General features: G+C 65.8%; 17 protein-coding genes. 9 read left to right on the plus strand and 8 right to left on the minus strand.

The window, feature by feature from the left end:
- Positions 1-17: 17 nt before the first annotated feature.
- From ASF60_RS12090 to ASF60_RS25155, 5 genes are all read right to left on the minus strand, one after another.
- A complete protein-coding gene (locus tag ASF60_RS12090) occupies positions 18-1,757 on the minus strand; it encodes a sensor histidine kinase (RefSeq protein WP_056184772.1) in 1,740 nt (579 codons plus the stop codon).
- A 342-nt stretch (positions 1,758-2,099) separates the two neighbouring features.
- Positions 2,100-2,864, minus strand: a complete 765-nt coding sequence (gene trmB / locus ASF60_RS12095) for a tRNA (guanine(46)-N(7))-methyltransferase TrmB (protein WP_082507911.1) — start codon at positions 2,862-2,864, stop codon at positions 2,100-2,102.
- Between the two features lie 4 nt (positions 2,865-2,868).
- Positions 2,869-4,047 (minus strand): methionine adenosyltransferase, encoded by a 1,179-nt coding sequence (metK, locus tag ASF60_RS12100; RefSeq protein ID WP_056184774.1) that lies wholly within the window; start codon positions 4,045-4,047, stop codon positions 2,869-2,871.
- 142 nt (positions 4,048-4,189) lie between these two features.
- Positions 4,190-4,615, minus strand: a complete 426-nt coding sequence (locus ASF60_RS12105) for a helix-turn-helix domain-containing protein (protein WP_056184775.1) — start codon at positions 4,613-4,615, stop codon at positions 4,190-4,192.
- 104 nt (positions 4,616-4,719) lie between these two features.
- Positions 4,720-4,863, minus strand: coding sequence for a hypothetical protein (locus ASF60_RS25155; RefSeq protein WP_200935813.1), 144 nt, complete (start codon positions 4,861-4,863; stop codon positions 4,720-4,722).
- 337 nt (positions 4,864-5,200) lie between these two features.
- Here ASF60_RS25155 and ASF60_RS24945 point away from each other — a divergent pair, with 337 nt between their 5' ends.
- Positions 5,201-5,392, plus strand: a complete 192-nt coding sequence (locus ASF60_RS24945) for a DUF2735 domain-containing protein (RefSeq protein WP_056184776.1) — start codon at positions 5,201-5,203, stop codon at positions 5,390-5,392.
- Positions 5,393-5,439: 47 nt separating this feature from the next.
- Here ASF60_RS24945 and ASF60_RS12115 read toward each other — a convergent pair whose 3' ends face one another.
- Positions 5,440-5,625, minus strand: a complete 186-nt coding sequence (locus ASF60_RS12115; protein ID WP_056184777.1) for a hypothetical protein — start codon at positions 5,623-5,625, stop codon at positions 5,440-5,442.
- Positions 5,626-5,865: 240 nt separating this feature from the next.
- Positions 5,866-6,111: a hypothetical protein gene (locus tag ASF60_RS12120; protein WP_056184779.1), complete on the minus strand. Its 246-nt coding sequence runs from the start codon at positions 6,109-6,111 to the stop codon at positions 5,866-5,868.
- An 815-nt stretch (positions 6,112-6,926) separates the two neighbouring features.
- Here ASF60_RS12120 and ASF60_RS12130 point away from each other — a divergent pair.
- Positions 6,927-7,487, plus strand: coding sequence for a recombinase family protein (locus ASF60_RS12130; protein WP_056184783.1), 561 nt, complete (start codon positions 6,927-6,929; stop codon positions 7,485-7,487).
- A 437-nt stretch (positions 7,488-7,924) separates the two neighbouring features.
- Positions 7,925-8,155: a hypothetical protein gene (locus ASF60_RS12135; RefSeq protein WP_056184785.1), complete on the plus strand. Its 231-nt coding sequence runs from the start codon at positions 7,925-7,927 to the stop codon at positions 8,153-8,155.
- A 343-nt stretch (positions 8,156-8,498) separates the two neighbouring features.
- On the opposite strand, the gene ASF60_RS24435 is transcribed toward ASF60_RS12135, so the two are convergent.
- A complete protein-coding gene (locus ASF60_RS24435; RefSeq protein WP_156634053.1) occupies positions 8,499-9,212 on the minus strand; it encodes a hypothetical protein in 714 nt (237 codons plus the stop codon).
- A gap of 416 nt (positions 9,213-9,628) precedes the next feature.
- Here ASF60_RS24435 and ASF60_RS12140 point away from each other — a divergent pair, with 416 nt between their 5' ends.
- The 6 genes from ASF60_RS12140 to ASF60_RS12170 all read left to right on the plus strand — a co-directional run bounded on the left by ASF60_RS12140 (position 9,629) and on the right by ASF60_RS12170 (position 18,117).
- Complete coding sequence (locus ASF60_RS12140; protein WP_056184786.1) at positions 9,629-10,348, plus strand: DNA-directed RNA polymerase; 720 nt, start codon at positions 9,629-9,631, stop codon at positions 10,346-10,348.
- A 300-nt stretch (positions 10,349-10,648) separates the two neighbouring features.
- On the plus strand, positions 10,649-12,199 hold the full coding sequence (locus ASF60_RS12150) for a tyrosine-type recombinase/integrase (protein WP_200940956.1): 1,551 nt from the start codon (positions 10,649-10,651) through the stop codon (positions 12,197-12,199).
- A gap of 136 nt (positions 12,200-12,335) precedes the next feature.
- Positions 12,336-13,088, plus strand: a complete 753-nt coding sequence (locus tag ASF60_RS12155) for a hypothetical protein (RefSeq protein ID WP_156634055.1) — start codon at positions 12,336-12,338, stop codon at positions 13,086-13,088.
- 88 nt (positions 13,089-13,176) lie between these two features.
- Complete coding sequence (locus ASF60_RS12160) at positions 13,177-14,511, plus strand: hypothetical protein (RefSeq protein ID WP_056184792.1); 1,335 nt, start codon at positions 13,177-13,179, stop codon at positions 14,509-14,511.
- A gap of 685 nt (positions 14,512-15,196) precedes the next feature.
- Positions 15,197-15,691, plus strand: a complete 495-nt coding sequence (locus ASF60_RS12165) for a hypothetical protein (RefSeq protein ID WP_056184795.1) — start codon at positions 15,197-15,199, stop codon at positions 15,689-15,691.
- 152 nt (positions 15,692-15,843) lie between these two features.
- On the plus strand, positions 15,844-18,117 hold the full coding sequence (locus ASF60_RS12170; protein WP_156634056.1) for a hypothetical protein: 2,274 nt from the start codon (positions 15,844-15,846) through the stop codon (positions 18,115-18,117).
- Positions 18,118-18,164: the final 47 nt, after the last annotated feature.

Raw genomic sequence — 18,164 nt, forward strand, 5'->3', positions numbered from 1 at the left:
GGCGCCCCGACCGGCACTCAGGCCAGCGGATTGAGCGCGGCGTTGCGGACAGGCAGGGGGGCGAGCATCGTCAGGGCGAAGCCCTCCGCCGGGTAGGCCATCGACACTTCCGCCCGGACCTGGGCCGTCAGCACCCGCTGGAGCAGGCGCGAGCCGAAGCCCTGGCGGGTTGGCGGGCTGACGGGCGGGCCGCCGCTCTCGACCCAGGAGAAGCGCAGGGTCCCGGCCGGGCCGCCGGGTTCCAGCGCCCAGGTGATGGCGACGCGCCCGTCGCGGGTGGACAGGGCGCCGTACTTGGCCGCGTTCGTGGTCAGTTCGTGGATCGCCATGCCGATCGGCACCGCGATCTCGGACGACATGTCGACCGGGGGCCCGGACAGCTGGATGCGGGCATCCCCGTCATCCGTTCCGGTCAGGGCGCCCTCGGCATAGGGCTTGAGTTCGTTGGCCAGCAGAGTGCGCAGGGAGGCGGTCTGCCACGTGTCCTCGGTGAGAACCGAATGGGTATGGGCCAGCGACATGATCCGCCCGACGAAGGCCTCGTAGAAGCTCTCGATGCTGGAAGCGGTGCGGGCGGTCGATCCGACGATGGCCTGGACGGTGGCCAGGGTGTTCTTCACCCGGTGGTGCAATTCCCGGATCAGGAGCGTCTGGCGCTCCTCGGCGAGCCGGCGCTCGGTCACGTCGGCGACGACCCCGATCAGGCGGCGCGGCAGGCGGTGGGGGGCATCGCGCTCGAAGCGCCCCGCGAAGTCGAGGGTGCGCCACGCCCCGTCGCTGAGGCGGCGGATGCGGCCCGAGACCGCCAGGGTGCTGTCCTCGCGCAGGGCCTGGGTGATGGCGGCGCGAAAGGCCGGGCGGTCCTCGGGGTGGAGCACGGTCTCGAGAAATTCGCGCTTGCCCAGGGCGCCGTCGGCGGCGCTGCGCCCGAAGATCGCGAACATGCGCTCGTTCTCCCAGATCGCCTGATCGTCGAGCATGTGCCACTCGAAGATCCCCAGGGCCGCCAGGGAGGTGGCGATGCGCAGGCGCTGCTCGCCGTCGCGCAGGGCGTTGCGGGCCTCGACCCGGGTGGTGACGTCCTCGACCACACCGACGAGGGCGGTGGTCCGACCATGGCCTTCGGCCGCCGGGATGGCCTGCCCCCGGACCCCAACGTCGACGGCGGCCCCGTCGCGGGCGCGGCGCAGGCGGCATTCGAAGGCGAAGGGCTGGCCGTCCTTTAGGGCGGCGCGGACCTGGACCCGGATGCGGGCGGCCTCGCCAACGTCGAGGGTGGCCTTGAGGGCATTCCAGGACACCGGCATGCCGGGGGTGTAGCCGAGAAGGTGCGCGGCGCGGCGCGAGAGGACGACCCGCCCGTCGGTGAAATCGTAGCGCCACTCGCCGAGGCCCGCTGCCGTCAGGGCCGCTTGATTCTCCTCGGCCCGCACGACCTCGTCCGGGTCGACGGCTTCGACGACGAAGACCTGCCGGTCGTCGCGCATCGGCGAGGGCCGCAGACGCATGTCGAGACCGGTGCCGTCCGCGCGCATCCAGCGCCGGATGCAGGCCCGCGGGGCCACGGCGCCCAGGACCGAGAGAGAGCGCCCGTCGAGGGCACCGGCCGGATAACCCAGGAGGTCGCACAGGTAAGGATTGACGTCGCGGATCAGGCCGGCGCCATCGCTGACGAGAATGCCGATCGGTGCCTGTGCGAAGGCGGTGTCGCGCAGGTCCGCACTCCGATGCGGAGCCTGTTCCGAAGCTTCTCGCAAGCCCGGAGCTTCTCGCGAGCCTGAAGCTTCCTGCAGACCCGGAGCCTTCTGCCGATCTGAAGCGTCGTCCACGCCACATCCTCGCTCAGCGGGGTCCGACCTCGTGTCACGGACTCGCGGGCGAGTCCGACCGACAAGCGCGCACGCCATCGTCGACCATCAGACCGCTGAAGATCGGATGGAATAAGGCAGGAATGAGATGGCAATCCAGATTCGACGAACAACCCCCCTCCGAATGACGGCGTCGGATCTTTGATCCCCTGGGTCGATTTCGCGCGAGAGTTGCAGCCTGTCGGACGATGTCCTGTGCGACATCTTGGGGATGCCGGGGTTCGGCTTCGTTCAGGCGCCCGGTGCGACGCCCGAACCTGTGGCGACGCGGCGGAACTCCAGATAGCTCGGCGGCCGACCGGCGGCCAGCGCCTTGGCCTCGTAGCGCGTGCCGGGCCAGTCGGCCCAGGGCCGGGTCCAGTCTCCGGCCGCTTCGGCGGTCCAGGCCAGATCGGGGCAGCGCGCGGCGCGGACCAGCGTCCAGCCGGCGTAGTCGTCGATGTCGCTGGCGAAGCGGAAGATGCCCCCGGGCTTGAGCACGCGAGCGATCTCGGCCAGTGCGGCGTCGGAGACGAAGCGGCGCTTGCGCTGCCGGCGCTTCGGCCACGGATCGGGATAGAGCAGGTAGACCCGCGTCAGGCTCGCCGTCGGCAGGGCCGCGAGCAGGGCCGTGGCGTCCTCGTCCCAGACCCGGACGTTGCGCAGATCGGCCTCATCCACGGCGCGCAGGAGCTTGACCACGCCGTTCACGAAGGGCTCGGCGCCGATGAGGCCGGTGCGAGGGTTGGCCGACGCCTGGGCCGCGAGGTGCTCGCCGCCGCCAAACCCGATCTCCAGCCAGACCTCGTCGGTCGGCACCGGAAACAACGCGTGCGGATCGAGGTGTTCGCCTTGGGGCGGCAGGCTGAGCCGCAGCATCGGCAGCAGCTCCGTCAGGCGCTGCTCCTGGCCGGCGCGCAGGCGCTTGCCCTTGCGGCGCCCGTAGAAGGCGCGGTCGGCGCCCTCCCCTTCGGTCCCGCCTCGCTGGGGCGGGTGTGGATCCCGCCCCAGCGTCATGGGGTCAGGCCAGCGCCGACTTGAGGCTGTCGGCGAGATCGACGCGCTCCCACGAGAAGCCGCCATCGGCCTCAGGGGCGCGTCCGAAATGGCCGTAGGCGGAGGTGCGGGCGTAGATCGGCTTGTTGAGGCCGAGCTTGGTGCGGATGCCGCGGGGCGACAGGTCGAAGGCGTTCATCAGCACGTCCTCGAGCTTGGCCTCGTCCACCTGCCCGGTGCCGTGCAGGTCGACATAGATCGACAGCGGCTTGGCGACACCGATGGCGTAGGCGAGCTGGATCGTGGCGCGCGTCGCGAGGCCGGCCGCGACCACGTTCTTGGCAAGGTAGCGGGCCGCGTAGGCGGCCGAGCGGTCGACCTTCGTCGGGTCCTTGCCCGAGAAGGCGCCGCCGCCGTGGGGGGCCGCACCGCCGTAGGTGTCGACGATGATCTTGCGGCCGGTCAGGCCGGCATCGCCGTCGGGACCGCCGATGACGAACTTGCCGGTCGGGTTCACGTGCCAGACCGTCTCCTCGGAGACCCAGTTCTGCGGCAGGGCCGCCAGGATGTAGGGCTCGACGATGGCGCGGACGTCGGCCGAATCGAGCGATTCGTCGACGTGCTGGGTCGAGAGCACGATCTGCGTGACGCCGACCGGGCGGCCGTTCTCGTAGCGGACCGTGACCTGGCTCTTGGCATCGGGGCCGAGCTTGGCGGCATCGCCCTTCCGGCCCTTGCGGGCGTCGGCGAGGTCCTTGAGGATCTTATGGGCGTAGTAGATCGGCGCCGGCATCAGCTCGGGGGTCTCGTCCGAGGCGTAGCCGAACATGATGCCCTGGTCGCCGGCGCCCTCGTCCTTATTACCGGACGAGTCGACGCCCTGCGCGATGTCGGCGGACTGCGCGTGCAGGTGGATCGCGATGTCGTTGTTCTTCCAGTGGAAGCCCGACTGCTCGTAGCCGATGTCCTTGACCGCCTCGCGGGTCAGCTCGGTCAGGTGATCGAAGGTCACCGAATCGGGACCGCGCACCTCGCCCGCGATGATGATCCGGTTGGTGGTCGCCAGCGTCTCGACGCCGAGGCGGGCCTCCGGCATGGCCGCCAGATAGGCGTCGACGACGGTGTCGGAGATCCGGTCACAGACCTTGTCCGGGTGACCTTCGGAGACCGACTCGCTGGTGAACAGGTAGTTGGAACGCGGCATGGAGCCCCCAATGGACTGAGCGCCCGGACGGATGGGGCGCCTTTTCTGAACGTCTCAGGCGCGAATGTCTGGCAGTGACGGCGCAGAGGGTCAAGCCGAAAGACCGGATAAATCCGCCATAGCGAACGAACCGGACGATAGATCAGCCCACAAGCTTGTCGTCGATGACCTGGAGCGCAGCGGCGAACTGGCGGCGCTCCGCCTCGGGAAAATGCGCCCTGACGTGGCGCACCACGATTTCGGCCAGTCCCAGCCAGGGGTTTTCGGAGGCATAGGTCTGCTGGGCCGGCTCGGAGAAACCGGGGCCGCTCGCCTCGCCGGCCGACGCCGTCTCCCCGTGGTCGAGGCCGTCGAAGAAATACGCGATCGGAACACCGGTCATCCGGCTGAAGGTGTCGAGATGGATGGCACTGATGCGGTTGGTGCCCTTCTCGTACTTCTGCAATTGGGCCGCGGACATCCCGAAGCTCTGGGCGACGCGCTTCTGGGTCAACGCAGCCTTCTTGCGCTGCTCCGCGATCCGCTGTCCCACATGCACGTCGCGTGCATCGGTCTTCTGTCCCGCCATTCCGCCCGACCCTCGTAAGCGCGCGAACGGTATGACCGGCACTCCCGGGCGTCAAACCGGCATCCCTGCGCGGCCCGCCTCCGGACCGCCGATCATGTGGACAATCAGACGCCGTCCCGCTTGAGGGCGTGCACGAGGCGGGCCGCGCCGGATTCCGCGTCCGGATTGCGCAGCTCCCGCATGCCCGGCGCCCGGCCGGTCGTCAGGAAGACGATCAGCGTCAGTGCCAGAATGATCTTGGAGCTCATCACCGCGGTCCCATCCGTTCAGGGATGGGCGGTCTAGCTTCGGCGTTCGGACAGAGACGCTGCGCCAGCGCACCTCGATTCGCCCCGGGCGGAAATCCGGGCGAACACGGTTAAGAAACACTCATGCCCCCGTCGTCGACCAGATCGGTCAGGAGTCTTGACCGATCCTGAAAGAATATGTGGCACGCCTATATTTCTCGCAACTTCCTGATTTCTCAAGGTTTGCAGGATGCAAATCTGCTCTTCCGTGCCTATACTCTCGCCATACGGCACCGCAATGGCAGTGCAGGCAAGGACCCGCGCACAAGGTCCCGACACACGAAGGACTCTGCGACCTATGACGAGTGGACATCATCAGCAGACGGCCCAGATTCTGCCGTTCCGCAGCCGGCGCGATCTGGCGACCGACGCCTCGGGCCTGATCGGCAAGACGGAGGCGAAGGCGCAACGCCTGCCGCAGGCGGTTGCCTTCGACAGCTGGTATCATCAGGCCGCCATCGAGGACGCGTCGCGGACCCGCAAGCCCTGACACCCGCAAGCCCTGACGTCGGCTCGCCCGCGCTATGGATGCGATGTTCAGATTCGCGCCCACGCTTCACTGACGGGTCTCGCCCCCCCCTTGCCGGGCGGTATCAAGTCCTCGGCGAAGGGAAACGTCAGGCTCACGTCGCCGGCCGCATCGACCATCACGAGATGCGCGCCGATCAGGCGGGTGTCATTGGGTAATTCGCCTACCCGGTGGTCGCCGATCTGCGAACACATACTTCACGGCGCATGCGGATCTCACGGCGTATGCGGGCGGCCCTGATCCGTCCCACGCGGGACGCAGCCCCGCCAGCCCGCCAGGAGAAGCGCTCGGCGCCGCGACACGTCGCACGCCCGAGCAAAGATGGTGGCGTCCCCGGCAGGTTGAACCGATGAGCCGAAATTCTGCTTGTTTATCAAACCGCTAGAGGCGCCACTGCGCGGCAGTTTGTATGACCATCCTGCCTGGGGGGTCAATCAATCGTCGCTAAATAACTTCGCCCAGGCCTTATCTAGCTCCGCCTCTCCCCGCTTAAGCCACCTATCCTTCTGCTCCTCGGTTTGATCCTCAAAAGGGATCACCTTCCCTTTGCGTTCGTTCGCATATATCTCACGCGCCTTGGCTTCGATTTGCGCTTTGTGAACTGCGGCCATCTCCCTGAGGCCACCCATGGCAGAAGCCACGCTGGCAGCCCTAGCCACCTCATCTTCCTTCTGCGACATCGCTTCGCTCCCTTGCTTTCGGAAGGGCCGATACTGGCCCTTTTAAGCGGCGTGAGATGGGCTTGCCTTCCCAACTATCCAAGGGGTCACGCACTTCTCACCCCATACGTGACACGCAGCGGCGGGATTTCCCCCCGTATGGGTGCCCCGGGTGGGCCTCAGGCGGAACGTGAAGGCGGGGGTCTGCCGGGGCTTCTTGGTCTCCGCGGCCCTACTTGAGGCAGCCTACGCAGATGCCCTTGGACAGGTTCACGCCACCCCTGCCGTCCGCTGGGCTGCGGCCCCTCTGCCTGTCCGCGTCACGTCCAATATCGCTCCGCAACTTGGCTGCCTGCCGTTTGATCGCGGCGGAAGGCTTGAGCGCGTCTCCCGGCGCAGCATCGTGGTTCGCCGCTTGGTCGCGCTGAAGCTCGCGTAAGAGTTCTCGCCCCTCGCGTCCCGCATCGGCAATCTTGCGATCCTCTGCGGACTGCTCCGTGGCACCTGTGGGCGAAGGCAGCGCCCCGATGGCGAGATGCGCGGCGATGAGGACCGTAGCGAGCGAACGCCGCTTCACTCGGCCTCCAGCTCCTGCCGGAGCGTTACACATCGAAAGGCCTCATCACCGCGTCCCACTGAGCACCGACTCGCAACGCACCGGCTGATGAGAAGTCCCGCTCAAGCGCCCAGCGGCGTGGTGTTCCAATAGGGCAAGCTCGTGTGGAACGTTCCAGCAGCCCGTCAAAGCTGTCCCAAAAGAAACCTCTTGCAATTTGGAACGGACTTCAGCCTATTGTCTTAGACCCTTATGGAACGACAGGGGCCGGAGACCCACCATGCTGATAGGCTACGCACGCACCTCAACGCTTGAGCAGGAGGCAGGCTTGAAGGCCCAGCTCCGCGACCTCACCGCCCTCGGTTGCGAGAAGGTCTTCCAGGAGCAAGTTTCGTCGGTAGCGCCCAGGAAGGTGCTCGATGCTGCCCTGGAGTTTGCCCGCGCGGGTGACACGCTCGTGGTCACGAAGCTGGATCGCCTCGCCCGCTCCGTCACCCACCTCGGCAACATCATCGCTGCCCTGGAGGCCAAGGGCGTGGCGCTGCGTATCGTGAACCTCGGCGTGGATACCGCGACGCCCACCGGCAAGCTGATGCTCAACGTCCTTGGAGGAGTGGCACAGTTTGAGCGGGAGATGATGCTGGAGCGGCAGAGAGAGGGCATCGCCAAGGCCAAGGCGGAGGGCGCCTACAAGGGCCGTAAGCCAACCGCACGGGCCAAGACGGAGGAGATCAAGGCCCTGGCGGCATCGGGCCTGAGCATGAGCGCCATCGCCACCCAGCTCGGGATCGGCAAGGGGTCTGTGCATCGGGCGCTGAGCGAGAAGCCGAAGGCTGCCTGAGAAGCCCGGCGCCACCCAATGCCACCGGGAGAGCGCCTATAGCGTGTTCCGCTTCAAGGAGGTGGTCATCCGCCCGCCGCTCACTTCGGCATCCGGGTTGCGGACCTCGCGCATCCTCGGGGCGGACCCTGTCGTCAGGTAGACCACCACCGTCAGTACCAAGAGCACTTTCGCGCCCATCGCCCTTGCCCCTCATCGTTAAGGAGCGGTGGATAGGATCGATACCTTTCGAGTTTGTTGCGGTGCAGCGGCAAGCTGCCATTGCAGTCTGTCTTCCGCAGGCTTGGTAAGCGAACCGCTAAGGGCTGCTGCCCGGTACCGCGGGGCCACTCAGGCAAGCATCCGCCGCGAAACATTCCTCCCTCCCTTGACCGAACCCATCGGCCTGTGGCTCGTTCCCCTTCCGTTCTCACTGCGGATCGAAGGGGTACCATCGCGTGGCACCGAGACAAGACACCCGGCCACCTATCTCCTCCTGTCCCATTGAGGCCATCGCCCAGGCCTACCTCGTGACCACAGCGGGCAACGAGGGACAGGCACTCCGCATCGCCATCACGGATGCCCTGGCGGACCTCATGGTCGCCGACAGGCGAGCCCGGGCACACAGCCGGCTCATCTCGCGGGGCTACGTGCGTGGTGGTCTGGACGATGCCGCCGAGGAAGCCTGATGCCGTCCCGAATCTCGCGGCCTACCCGTATGTCGTGGTCCGCGTGGCCTGCACCATGTGCCCGCACCGGACGGGGAGCTATCGGCTGGCACGGCTGGCCGCACGGTTCGGCCCTGAGACGCCGCTGGAGGATATCTTGAAGCTCATTGCGCTGGACTGCCCGCATAGGGAGCACCCTGGGCGGAGGCGGGGGAACCAGTACGTGCCTCGCTGCCATGCCCACTTCCCTGACCTGGAGCGAGCGCCCACGCCGCCGGACTTGCCGCCGGGCTTGATGGGTCTGCGGGTAATCCAAGGTGGGCGGCGGTGACACAGGATGGGCGTGGGTGGCTTGAAGCAGCAACTAAAAGCCTCCCCCGTGTGTATAGATACCGAAGTGCGGCGATGCTACTCGGTTCTTTCGCCCAGTTTCCGCATAAAACATGTAGCCCTGATATGTGCCTTTCCATAAGTCAAAGACGCTTGGATCATCACCAGCAGTCAGACCAATGCCGACGCTATTACCATCAGCGTCCTCTATAGGCTTGCCATACAGATCTATTTTCGCCTTCGATAGCGCCCACAATGCGTCCCAAAATTCCCGGCCAGTAGAACCCTCTTTCCTCACATAGGTACGAAGAATTTTTTGTGCCTCCGGCGCCGCCACAATCTCTATCTCTGCATTGAATAGCTGCGACTCCCCGGCCTTCAGTAGAAACGGTGTCTCAGATAACCCAGAGGTTATCTTGCAAGGCCTATGGGTGAAAGACCGGGGCTGAGTTGTGACCTGCAGATTGCTGCACCAGAAATTTGTCAGAGTGATTGACACATTTGATGTGTTTGACACGATGAACGGCCTGCTGACACGAAGCCCTTGATCCGTAACCTCTGTGACATCGGCCGGTCTTACAGCGTACGTAAAGCTGAGGCCTTCCTTCGAAAGACTGTAATTCGAGTAGGCTACCGAAAACGACAGGCAAGCTACGACCAAGCTTAAGAAGGATAGCACTATGGGTATCTTCTTCTCGTGCTTTGAGTAGAAGCTGACTTGTTTATCGTCGCCTTTTTGATCGCTCACGAGGTCCTCACAGACGGCCTTAAGACAGATAGCCCGAACCCTTTAGCACCGCCACGGCGTCTCTCTCTCACGAATTTTTAGGGCTCAGGTTTGGAAGCGTGGGCTGCTTCGCGGCGCTCCAACTCGGCCACGGTAGCCTCGCGGATGAACTCGGCGCGTCGGTGCTTGCCCGCCACTGCATCAATTCGTTCGGGCACTCCGTCAGGTAGGCGCACCAGCGTGGGCTTCACTCCCATCTGAGGGCGCCCTCCGCGCCTCAGCGTTTTGGTCTCGGCTGGTCCGTTCGGCATCCCATACCCCAAACCGTTATCGGTTGTTGACGTGCAATCCGTTATCGGTTTACCCATAGGCTCGTTAAGGAGCCGTTAGCGGCTAAGCCTTCACCGACTTCGTACCCCGATCCCTGGAGCCGACCAATGGACGAGCATCAAGCTCCGCCCAGCGAGCCGTCATGCCCTAACCTCTTCACCTTCGCCCACCTCCGGCCCTGGCAGAGGATCAACGCCGAGGTGCACCGGGTCGCCCTGGCCGCCTCTCAGCTCGACATCGCACCCCCAGCCCTGCACCGAGCCGCCCGTCTGCCCTTCGTCCAGCACCGGCCTGGAGCCGACCCTATCGGCGGGATGGTCGAGTTCGCCACTCCTCAGCCCGTCACCTCCGACAATGGCGCGGACGGCTGGCTGATGGTCCACCTCGCGGCTTGCTTCGGCCAGACTTCAGGCTCACACGAGCACCGCATGGCGTGGGTCCTGGGGCAGGAGCCGCTCTGGCGCCGCATCGCCTCCGATCCCTTGGGGGCCACCGAGTGGGCCGCCCCGGAGATAGCCGACCCGTGGTCTGCCCTTGCGGCTGCCATCGAGTGGGTCCGGTTCCTGGACGTAGGGTTCGGCATGGGGTCTCGCCTGCCGGTGGTGCTCCAGGCCGGGCACCTGGAGGGCCTGATGCCCGAGCTTTCGCCCACCTCACCGCTCACCTCTGCCGAGCACGATGCCATCGCATGGGCCTGCCGTGAGGCCCGGGAGGCGGGGGTAGAGGTGGCTGATGGCCGGAGCGGGGTCTTCGGGGTGCACGCGACCAATGCCTGGACCGTGGCGCACTACCTGAAGACGGGCATCGAGCTGGCACGGGGCGCTTAGACCAATGGATCAACCCGAGGAGCCGCCGCTCGGCCCGACCGTGGTCAGCCTTGCGGGCGTGCCGGTGCCGGGCTTTGCGGTCACCTGCCCGGCGCCCCTCGCTGCGGTCTTCTCCGTCCAGGCCACCATCTCCGCCGATGAACTCTGCCGGCTGCTTCCCATCCAGGACTGGGCGCTGCGCAAGCACATCCGGGCGGGGCACATCTCATACCTCGCAGTCGGGTTCGGCAGAGAGCGGACGCGCTGGAGGTTCACCCTCGAACACCTCATGCGGTTCCTTGAAGACCGGAGCGTCACCGAATGTCAGTCTACAAGCCTAAGGGGGCGACCCTCTACAAGTACGACTTCCAGCGGAGCGGGCAGCGGTTTTCTGGCTCGACTAGAGAGGCAGGGCAAAGGGCAGCGGAAGCGGTAGAGCGCCGCCTCATCGCAGAGGTCGAGGACAGCTTGAAGGCAGGCCGCCGCGTCGGGCTCCGGGGCATGACCATGGACGCCGCGGCCGACCGCTATTGGACCGAGACCGCGCAGCACACGGCCAGCCCAGAGAAGCTCGGCCCAGAGATGAAGCGGCTGGTGCTCATGGTCGGGCCTCGCCGACTCATCGCGGATATTTCGGACGAGGTGGTGGCGGGTCTGGTAGCGAAGCGGCGCCAGGAGTTCGTGAAGGGCGATCCGAAGCGCGGCTTGGTCTCGCCTGCCCAGGTCAACCGAACCGTCACCCAGCTCCTCCGCCGCATTCTAACCCGTGCGAAGCTGGTCTGGAAGGTGACGCTACCGCACGAGCCGCACTGGCGGGCCCACATGCTCAAGGAGCCCACGGCCCGGGTGCGCGAGTTGCGGCACGATGAGGAAGCCAAGCTCGAAGCCGTCGAGCGGGAGGACTACCGGGCGTCCCGGGTCTTCGCTCAGCTCACGGGCCTGCGGCGGCGAGAGGTCGCGAACCTCACGTGGCATCAGGTGGACTTCGCGAACGGCACCATCAGCGTAGTGGGGAAGGGAGATAAGCCACACGTCCTGCCCATCACCGACGAGCTATACGAACTCCTGGCGCCGCTTCAGGGCCATCACCCCGAGGCCGTCTTCACGTTCGTGGCTCAGAGGAGCCGCCGCTGCCCGAAGTCCAAGGCCTCCTATTTGCGGGGCCAGCGCTACCCCGTGACCTATGAGGGTCTTGGGACGCAGTTCGGGCGGGCCGCTAAGGGCGCCGGCCTGAAGGGGTTACGCTTGCACGACCTCCGCCACACCGCCGCCACGCGGACTCTCAGGGCCACCGGCAACCTCCGCCTCGTGCAGCAGATGCTTGCTCACTCCTCCCCGACCACCACCGCCAAGTACGCCCACGCCAGCCTCGATGACATGCGCGAGGGCATGGCCAAGGCTGCGTCGGATAGCTCACGACGGCGGGCAGCGATGGCGGGGACCGAGGTGCGACCGGTGATGGTCACGCCGATGCAGGCAGTCATAGCGGAGCACCACCGCCTCCTGATTGCCATCGAGGCCTCCCCGCCATTCGATTGTGACTGTGAGGAGCTGGTGGCGCTGGACCGAGCCGAGCAGGATGCGTTGGAGGCCATCGTAGCTACGCCTTGCAGCGGCCGAGCGGATGCCCTGGCGGTCTTGCGGCACTTCCAGCCCTACGTGGCGGCCCAGGGCAGTGCGTTCGGCAAGCTGCTGTACGATATGGGCGACATCACGTGTACGGTGGCGGAGACGATCCTGCGGGCGCTGGCAGTGGCCCTAGATGAGCCCGCTGCGCAGCTTTCCTTAGCGGCACCTATTGCGAAACTCGACGCCCGGCAGCATATCTTCTGTGCGTCTATCGACCCCGCCGCTCACCACTCGCAAGGTTAGAGCGCTTTAAGCCGGGCCGAGCCAGTCCCTTCATTGATCGAACGGCCCGCAGCTCACGCTTACGCGGCCTTGGCGACTAGGTGCGCAGATGGGTTCTCAGACATACGCGGCTCTCCGCCAACGCAAGGCCGACCTCGTGGCCCGCATCACGTCCGACGCGGAAGACCACTTTGCCAAGTGCACTATCCCCGGTTGCGGCAGGCCGACCCGGCGGGCCGCGAAGCTCGGGCTGTCCGCCACCATGTGCACCTACCACGTCCAGCGGGCCGCCCGGTTCGGTAGTCCGTGGGCCGAGACCGTCCGCGCCACTGACCTCAAGCCCTACCTCGCGACCGCCACCCGGTGGATCGCGGATAGGCGGGAGGAGCCGTTCATCGCCCACACCCTCCTCTGCCTCGGGGGGCTCCTCTGGGGCGCCGGCCCAACGGAGTCCTCGACGAACATCAAGCGTCGCTCAGCCTCCTACCGGGCTCGCATGGCCTTCGCGAGGCTCCGGGATGCCGACGTGAAGCCGGAGCGTCTGCTGGCCTTGCACCTCGCCACCGCGGCGTTGATCGCGGACGACCGGGACAGCCATCAGGTCCGAGAGTTCCGCATCGTGCAGACTGCTAAGGCAGCCCACCGGCTCAGCAGCGGGACGCACTGGCGTTGGGATGCTCCTCTGCCGAACGGTGACACGGTACCCGCGGCCCTGCATGTCTACCCGAAGTCATCCGGGCGGGTCCTCCGGCTGATGGGTGAGGAGTTGGAGGCTATCTGCGGCACCGTAACCGGCCGGGACTTGGAGGCTGTCCGCCAGCTCAAGCGAGAGAAGCATGGGCCGCACCCCAGCCAGCTCCCCGGGTGGCGTCCGAGGTGGCAGCGCGAGCGGGACGCCCGGAGTGCATGAGGATGGCCGCTCGCGCGAGTGATATGGTGGCAGCTATTCGGTCAGCACATTTGATGGGCATTCGTGGGCGCCGGATGAAGTGCCCTGTATGACGGCAAGCCTCCCAGCCTCCTTTGTCCGCTTCGACCCCCAACGCCGGGCATCCTCTCCGGGGCTGACTGCTACTGTCCGGGAGATGATAGGCGCGGTCGAAGCCTTCGAGCTTGAAAGGCATCCTCGGATACGAGCCCGGGGAGCGTCCAAGCGTGAGCGCTTCCATGAGGCGCTGGAGGCGATTGCCTGCAACGTTGCGGGCCTCGCTCTTGATCCTTTGGGCCGGCCCTTGGCTGTCCCCCGCGCCAACAACGCGATGTGGGACCGCAGCCGCTACGCGAACCCGCTCTACGGGCAGACCTTCCGCGATGCGCTCGGCCTCATGGAAGACCCGGCGCTCGGGCTGGTGGAGACCGTCACGCAGGGCTTCAATTACCGTGGCGGAGCCTCAGCACCCTCTACGATCCAGCCCACCTCGGCGTTCAACAGCTTGTTCCTGCCCAGCAGCGTAACGTGGGATGGGTTTCGCCGCGAGCGAGAGCACGAGGTCCTCATCAAGCGAGCGCCTAAGGCGCCAGGAGCCGAGCAAGGAGAGCTGGAGGAATACAGAGACGATGCCCACTCACGAGGTCTCCGTCACGAGGTCGAGTGCATCAATGAGTGGCTGACCGCCGCGCCGTTCTGGCTGCTGCCCGCAGATGGCGGACTTGGTCTGACACCGTCTGGCCAACCCTACGATCCGACCAGACGCACAGTACGGCGCATCTTCGGCAACGGGCGGTGGGACCAGGGTGGCCGGCTCTACGGCGGGTTCTGGATGACCATGCCGCGCGAAACCCGTTTCCGGCGCCTGCGGATTGCCTCGCGGCAGCACCCGGCCGGAGAGCCAGTCGCCAACGTAGATTTCCGCCAATTCAATCTGCGGGCGGCTTACGCCCACGTGAACCTACGGCCCCCGGGTGGCGACCTCTACGACGTTCGGGGGGATGGTAGCTGCCGAGACGGCTTCAAGGTTCTCATCAACGCGATGCTGTACGCCTCAGAGCCTACTGTGCGCCTGCCTGAAGATGCCCAGAGGGTCTTCCCTGCGGGCACCAAGGCGCGAGAGGTGGTTGCAGAGGTGCTGCACTTCCACCGCCCCATCGCGGACCTGTTCGGCACAGGGTTGGGTTTCCGTATGACGGCCATTGAGAGCACCATCCTCGTGGAAGCGCTTGCCATCCTTTTCAAGCAAGGGATCACGGCACTGCCCCTACACGATGCGGTCCTGGTTGCGGCATCCGAGGCAGGGCGAGCACAGGACGCGATGGAGGCGGCGGCAACTTTTTTTGCGGAGGAGTTCCGCGCGAGACCCGCCATCGAGTATTCACCATTCTCTTCAGTCACTTAGGCCTGATTGCAAGTCTTAATCCTCCGCTTTATGGTCTCCCTCCCTGCCTCCCCTCTGAGAAGCAGGTTCAAAGGCAGTAAATCCCATCGTCTCCGACTTGACGCCCCATACCTGATGCCCACTTCAATGATTGGCGCCGAGTAGAGATAGGCGGCGGAACACTCCCCACCACTCCACCTCGGGGTCAGCTCTTTGACATGTCGAGCACAGTCCGGCCGTCTAGGCGTTGGACTCTAAGGAAGCTGGATGATGAGTGGTCTCGACTGCTCTCGATGCTCTTGCTTCCAATCACCGTCATGTCGATGCCGCGAGTAACCCTGCGCCGGCTCCGTGACGACGAGCCTATCATCGGTGACACGGTGGGCTGCCTTTGTGGGCCGCCCCTGGCTCTGAGTCCGCCGTGTTGCTCACCCTCTCCCTCTGACAGAGAGAACAGCTTGACGTGATACCGAATGAGCCGGTCGAGCCGGATGCCCCTATGGCGTCTGCCAAGCCCGCGAAACCCAAGAGGCGCTCCCCATCGCAGCCCCGCGCAGGCGGCTACCGGCCGATAAGCTCGGAAGGATGGGAGGCCCACCGGACGTACCTCACGGCAGCCCTAGCGAAGCTGCACGATCCATCCCTGCCTGAGCCAGACCTTCGGCCCCTTGCCGACTACGCAAGGCGGCCCTTTCGGAAGACTTGGGTGGATATAGACCCCGATACCCAGCACCTCGCCATCTACCTCCTCATCATGAACCCGGAGCGAGGCCCACGGCGGTGCCCACCCGAAGTCTTCCTGATGCTCAGCCTGCTTCTGGCCTACGGTGGCGGTCTGTCCGTCAACGACAATGGGACGGGCTGGGCGGGTCTACGCCCCTGGGGTGGGGATGACCGGCACATGCTGGGCCGCCTCGTCACGGATGCGAAGGTGGGGCAGCTTGCGAAACAGAACCCTCAGCCCGACCATCACAGCCAGCACCCGGTGAACTTCACGAGGACCCCGGGACGCTCCGCCGGGGGCGAACGACCCGCAGGTACGCCTCGGCGCGACCGAGAGGACGCCATCAAGACTGCGCTTGGGCGGTGGGATGCGAACCGCCATCGGGCTGGCTTCACCGTCAGCCGAGCAGAGTACGAGTCGACCCTACGAGACGCGTTCCGCCTCATCGACGCCTACTACCCCCAGAGCACAACCTAACAGGCGCAGTCCGCCTTTCACCAAAACCCTGGCGCCCGGCATCGAGCACACCCGCTCTGCTGGGCGCTTCCACATGAACGACGCACCGAAAGCCAATCCAGAATATGGCCCGACAGCCCTACCGCCCGATGGAAGCGGAGCCACTGCGCCCCGTGGCGTCACCCGTCGATACCTTCGTGAGGCCGCAGGAGCCTTCACGCGACACCAACCTCCAGGACCTCGCCCGCTCCCTCTCAGGGCTCGGAGGACAGCTCGCAGGCATGGTGGGCAAGCGAGACGCCCAGGCCGAGGAGGACGATAAGATACGCGGCGAGGCAGCCTTCTGGCAGTCCAACGGCACCGGAGCAGCCGAAGCCGTCGCCAAGGGCATCATCCCCGCCCAGGCCAGCCCCGCCTACATGCGAGCCTATAAGCGCCTCGAAGGTGAGGTGGCCGGTGGGCAGTTGGAGCAGAAGTTCTCCGCCGCCTACGACACCTGGGAGGGAAAATCCTCGACGGACCCGAAGGCCTACGATGCGTTCGTGGGTGGGTTCATCAAGGACAACATCACCACCGATGATCCTGATGTGCTCCGAGGCCTCCTCCCGAAGGTCCAACTGATCAGCCATAACTATCTTCAGCGCCACATCGGGGATGCCTCGAAGGCCACCCAGTCCGGCTTCACCACCGCCCTCTCGGCACGGGGAGAGCAGGCGATTGACGATGCCAACACTGCCGGGCTCGCCTCCAAGCAGGGCACCGACTACGCGGGGGTCTTCGGTAAGCTGGAGGCCATCCGCGCCGAGGGGCTCAAGGTCGGGGCCAACCGGGAGCAGGTGGACCAGAAGCTCATCGACACGGTCACCACCGCCGCCATCACCAAGCGGGACCCGAAGCTCCTGGACTTTTTGGACCGTAAGGTGCCCGGGCAGGACTATACGTGGACCAACACCCCCTACGGCCGGGACCAGCGCCAGAAGACCATCGACACTCTGGAGTCCATGGGCCGGAAGTCCATCGCGGACGACGAGAAGCGGAACCGGGAGGAGAAGGCCGCCACCAAGGATGACGTCACCCGGCGCACCATCCAAGCCATCACCGAGTCGCCCAACGATCCAATTCCGGAGGACCTCCTGGCGGCCGGCGAGAAGGTGGACCCGGACTTCAGGGTCAATGCCATCCGGTGGCGCGACACCGTCGGGAAGGGCACGCAGACCTCGGACCCGGAAGACATGCTGGCCATCACCACCGACATCATCAACGGCGGGGGGCTTCAGCGCGTCCAGCGCGGCATCCGGGAGCGGGTCTTTAAGAACCCAGAGGACCTCACGCGGGCCTATAAGCTGGCAGAGGGCATGAAGGCGGAAGGGCCGAAGCTGGACGAGATGCTCCGCGTGGGTACGGCGAAGACCATCATCGACACCCTGAAGAAGCAGACGGCCACCGAGAAGGACGCCTCCAAGATTCTGTTCGATGACGGCTCTATGTCGCGCGAGGGTCTCCAGTCCACGTCCGACTACAAGCAGGCCCTCATGGAATGGCTGATGGAAAACCCAGGCGCCACCAGCTTTGCGAGGGAGAAGGCTGCCCAGGAGATCGGTGCCAAGTTCCTCGACCGCCTCTCGCAGCCGGAGGGGCCGATGTCTACGACCTACTACGACCGGCAGGGCCTAGGTTCGCCCAACACGTTCGGTGCCAGCGCTCCGCCCAAGGCCGGTCCCACCGCGCCGCTGTCTGGTCTGGGGGGCCAGACTCCGGCACGTCGCCCTGGGCCAGTCTTCGCCGACCCCTCGATACAGATGCCCAGTGGGTTGCCCGGTGTAGAGGAAGATACGCCGCCACCAAAACCTGCGGAGCCTGCACCACGCAATATGACGAGCAGTCCCGAGGGGGCAGCAACTTGGTACAGATCGCTGCCACCCGAGACGAAGGCGGCCATGAAGAAAATGGCGGAGAAGCAGGGGCTAACAGAGCGACACATGTCGCAAATACTTCACCAGCGGGCTCTCGACGCGGGGGTGATTATCTCCAACACCGATCCGAGACCGGCTCAGCCGCCCGCCACACCGGGCAAGCAGTCCAGCATGAAGGCCCCGGACGGCACACCCATCGAGACCGCCAGCGCCCAGGAGGGAGATCGGATCGCCCGGGCGTTCCAGGAGGCCATCGACCCGCCGCCGACCCCCGACGCTGTGCGCCTCATCGGGGAGGCCTTCGAGCGGGCCATCGCCGGCAAGGCCAAGCCGCAGGGTGGGTACGCCTCGGCCAGCCTGAAGGACGATCCCAAGGCCGCCCGCATCCTAGACTTCGTGGCGGGGCCGGAGAGCGGGGGCAACTACAACGCCTACTTCGGCAACGGGCGGTCCACCAAGGACCTCTCCGCCATGACGCTGGACCGTAAGCGCTGTTTTCAGGCCACGGCTTTGAGGGCTGGCATGGCTGGGTAGGCCCATGGCAGCAGGTCGTCGAGACGGCGCTGGGGGTGGCCCTCGAC

Source organism: Methylobacterium sp. Leaf113, assembly GCF_001423325.1.
In the GTDB taxonomy this organism is placed as follows: Bacteria; Pseudomonadota; Alphaproteobacteria; order Rhizobiales; family Beijerinckiaceae; genus Methylobacterium.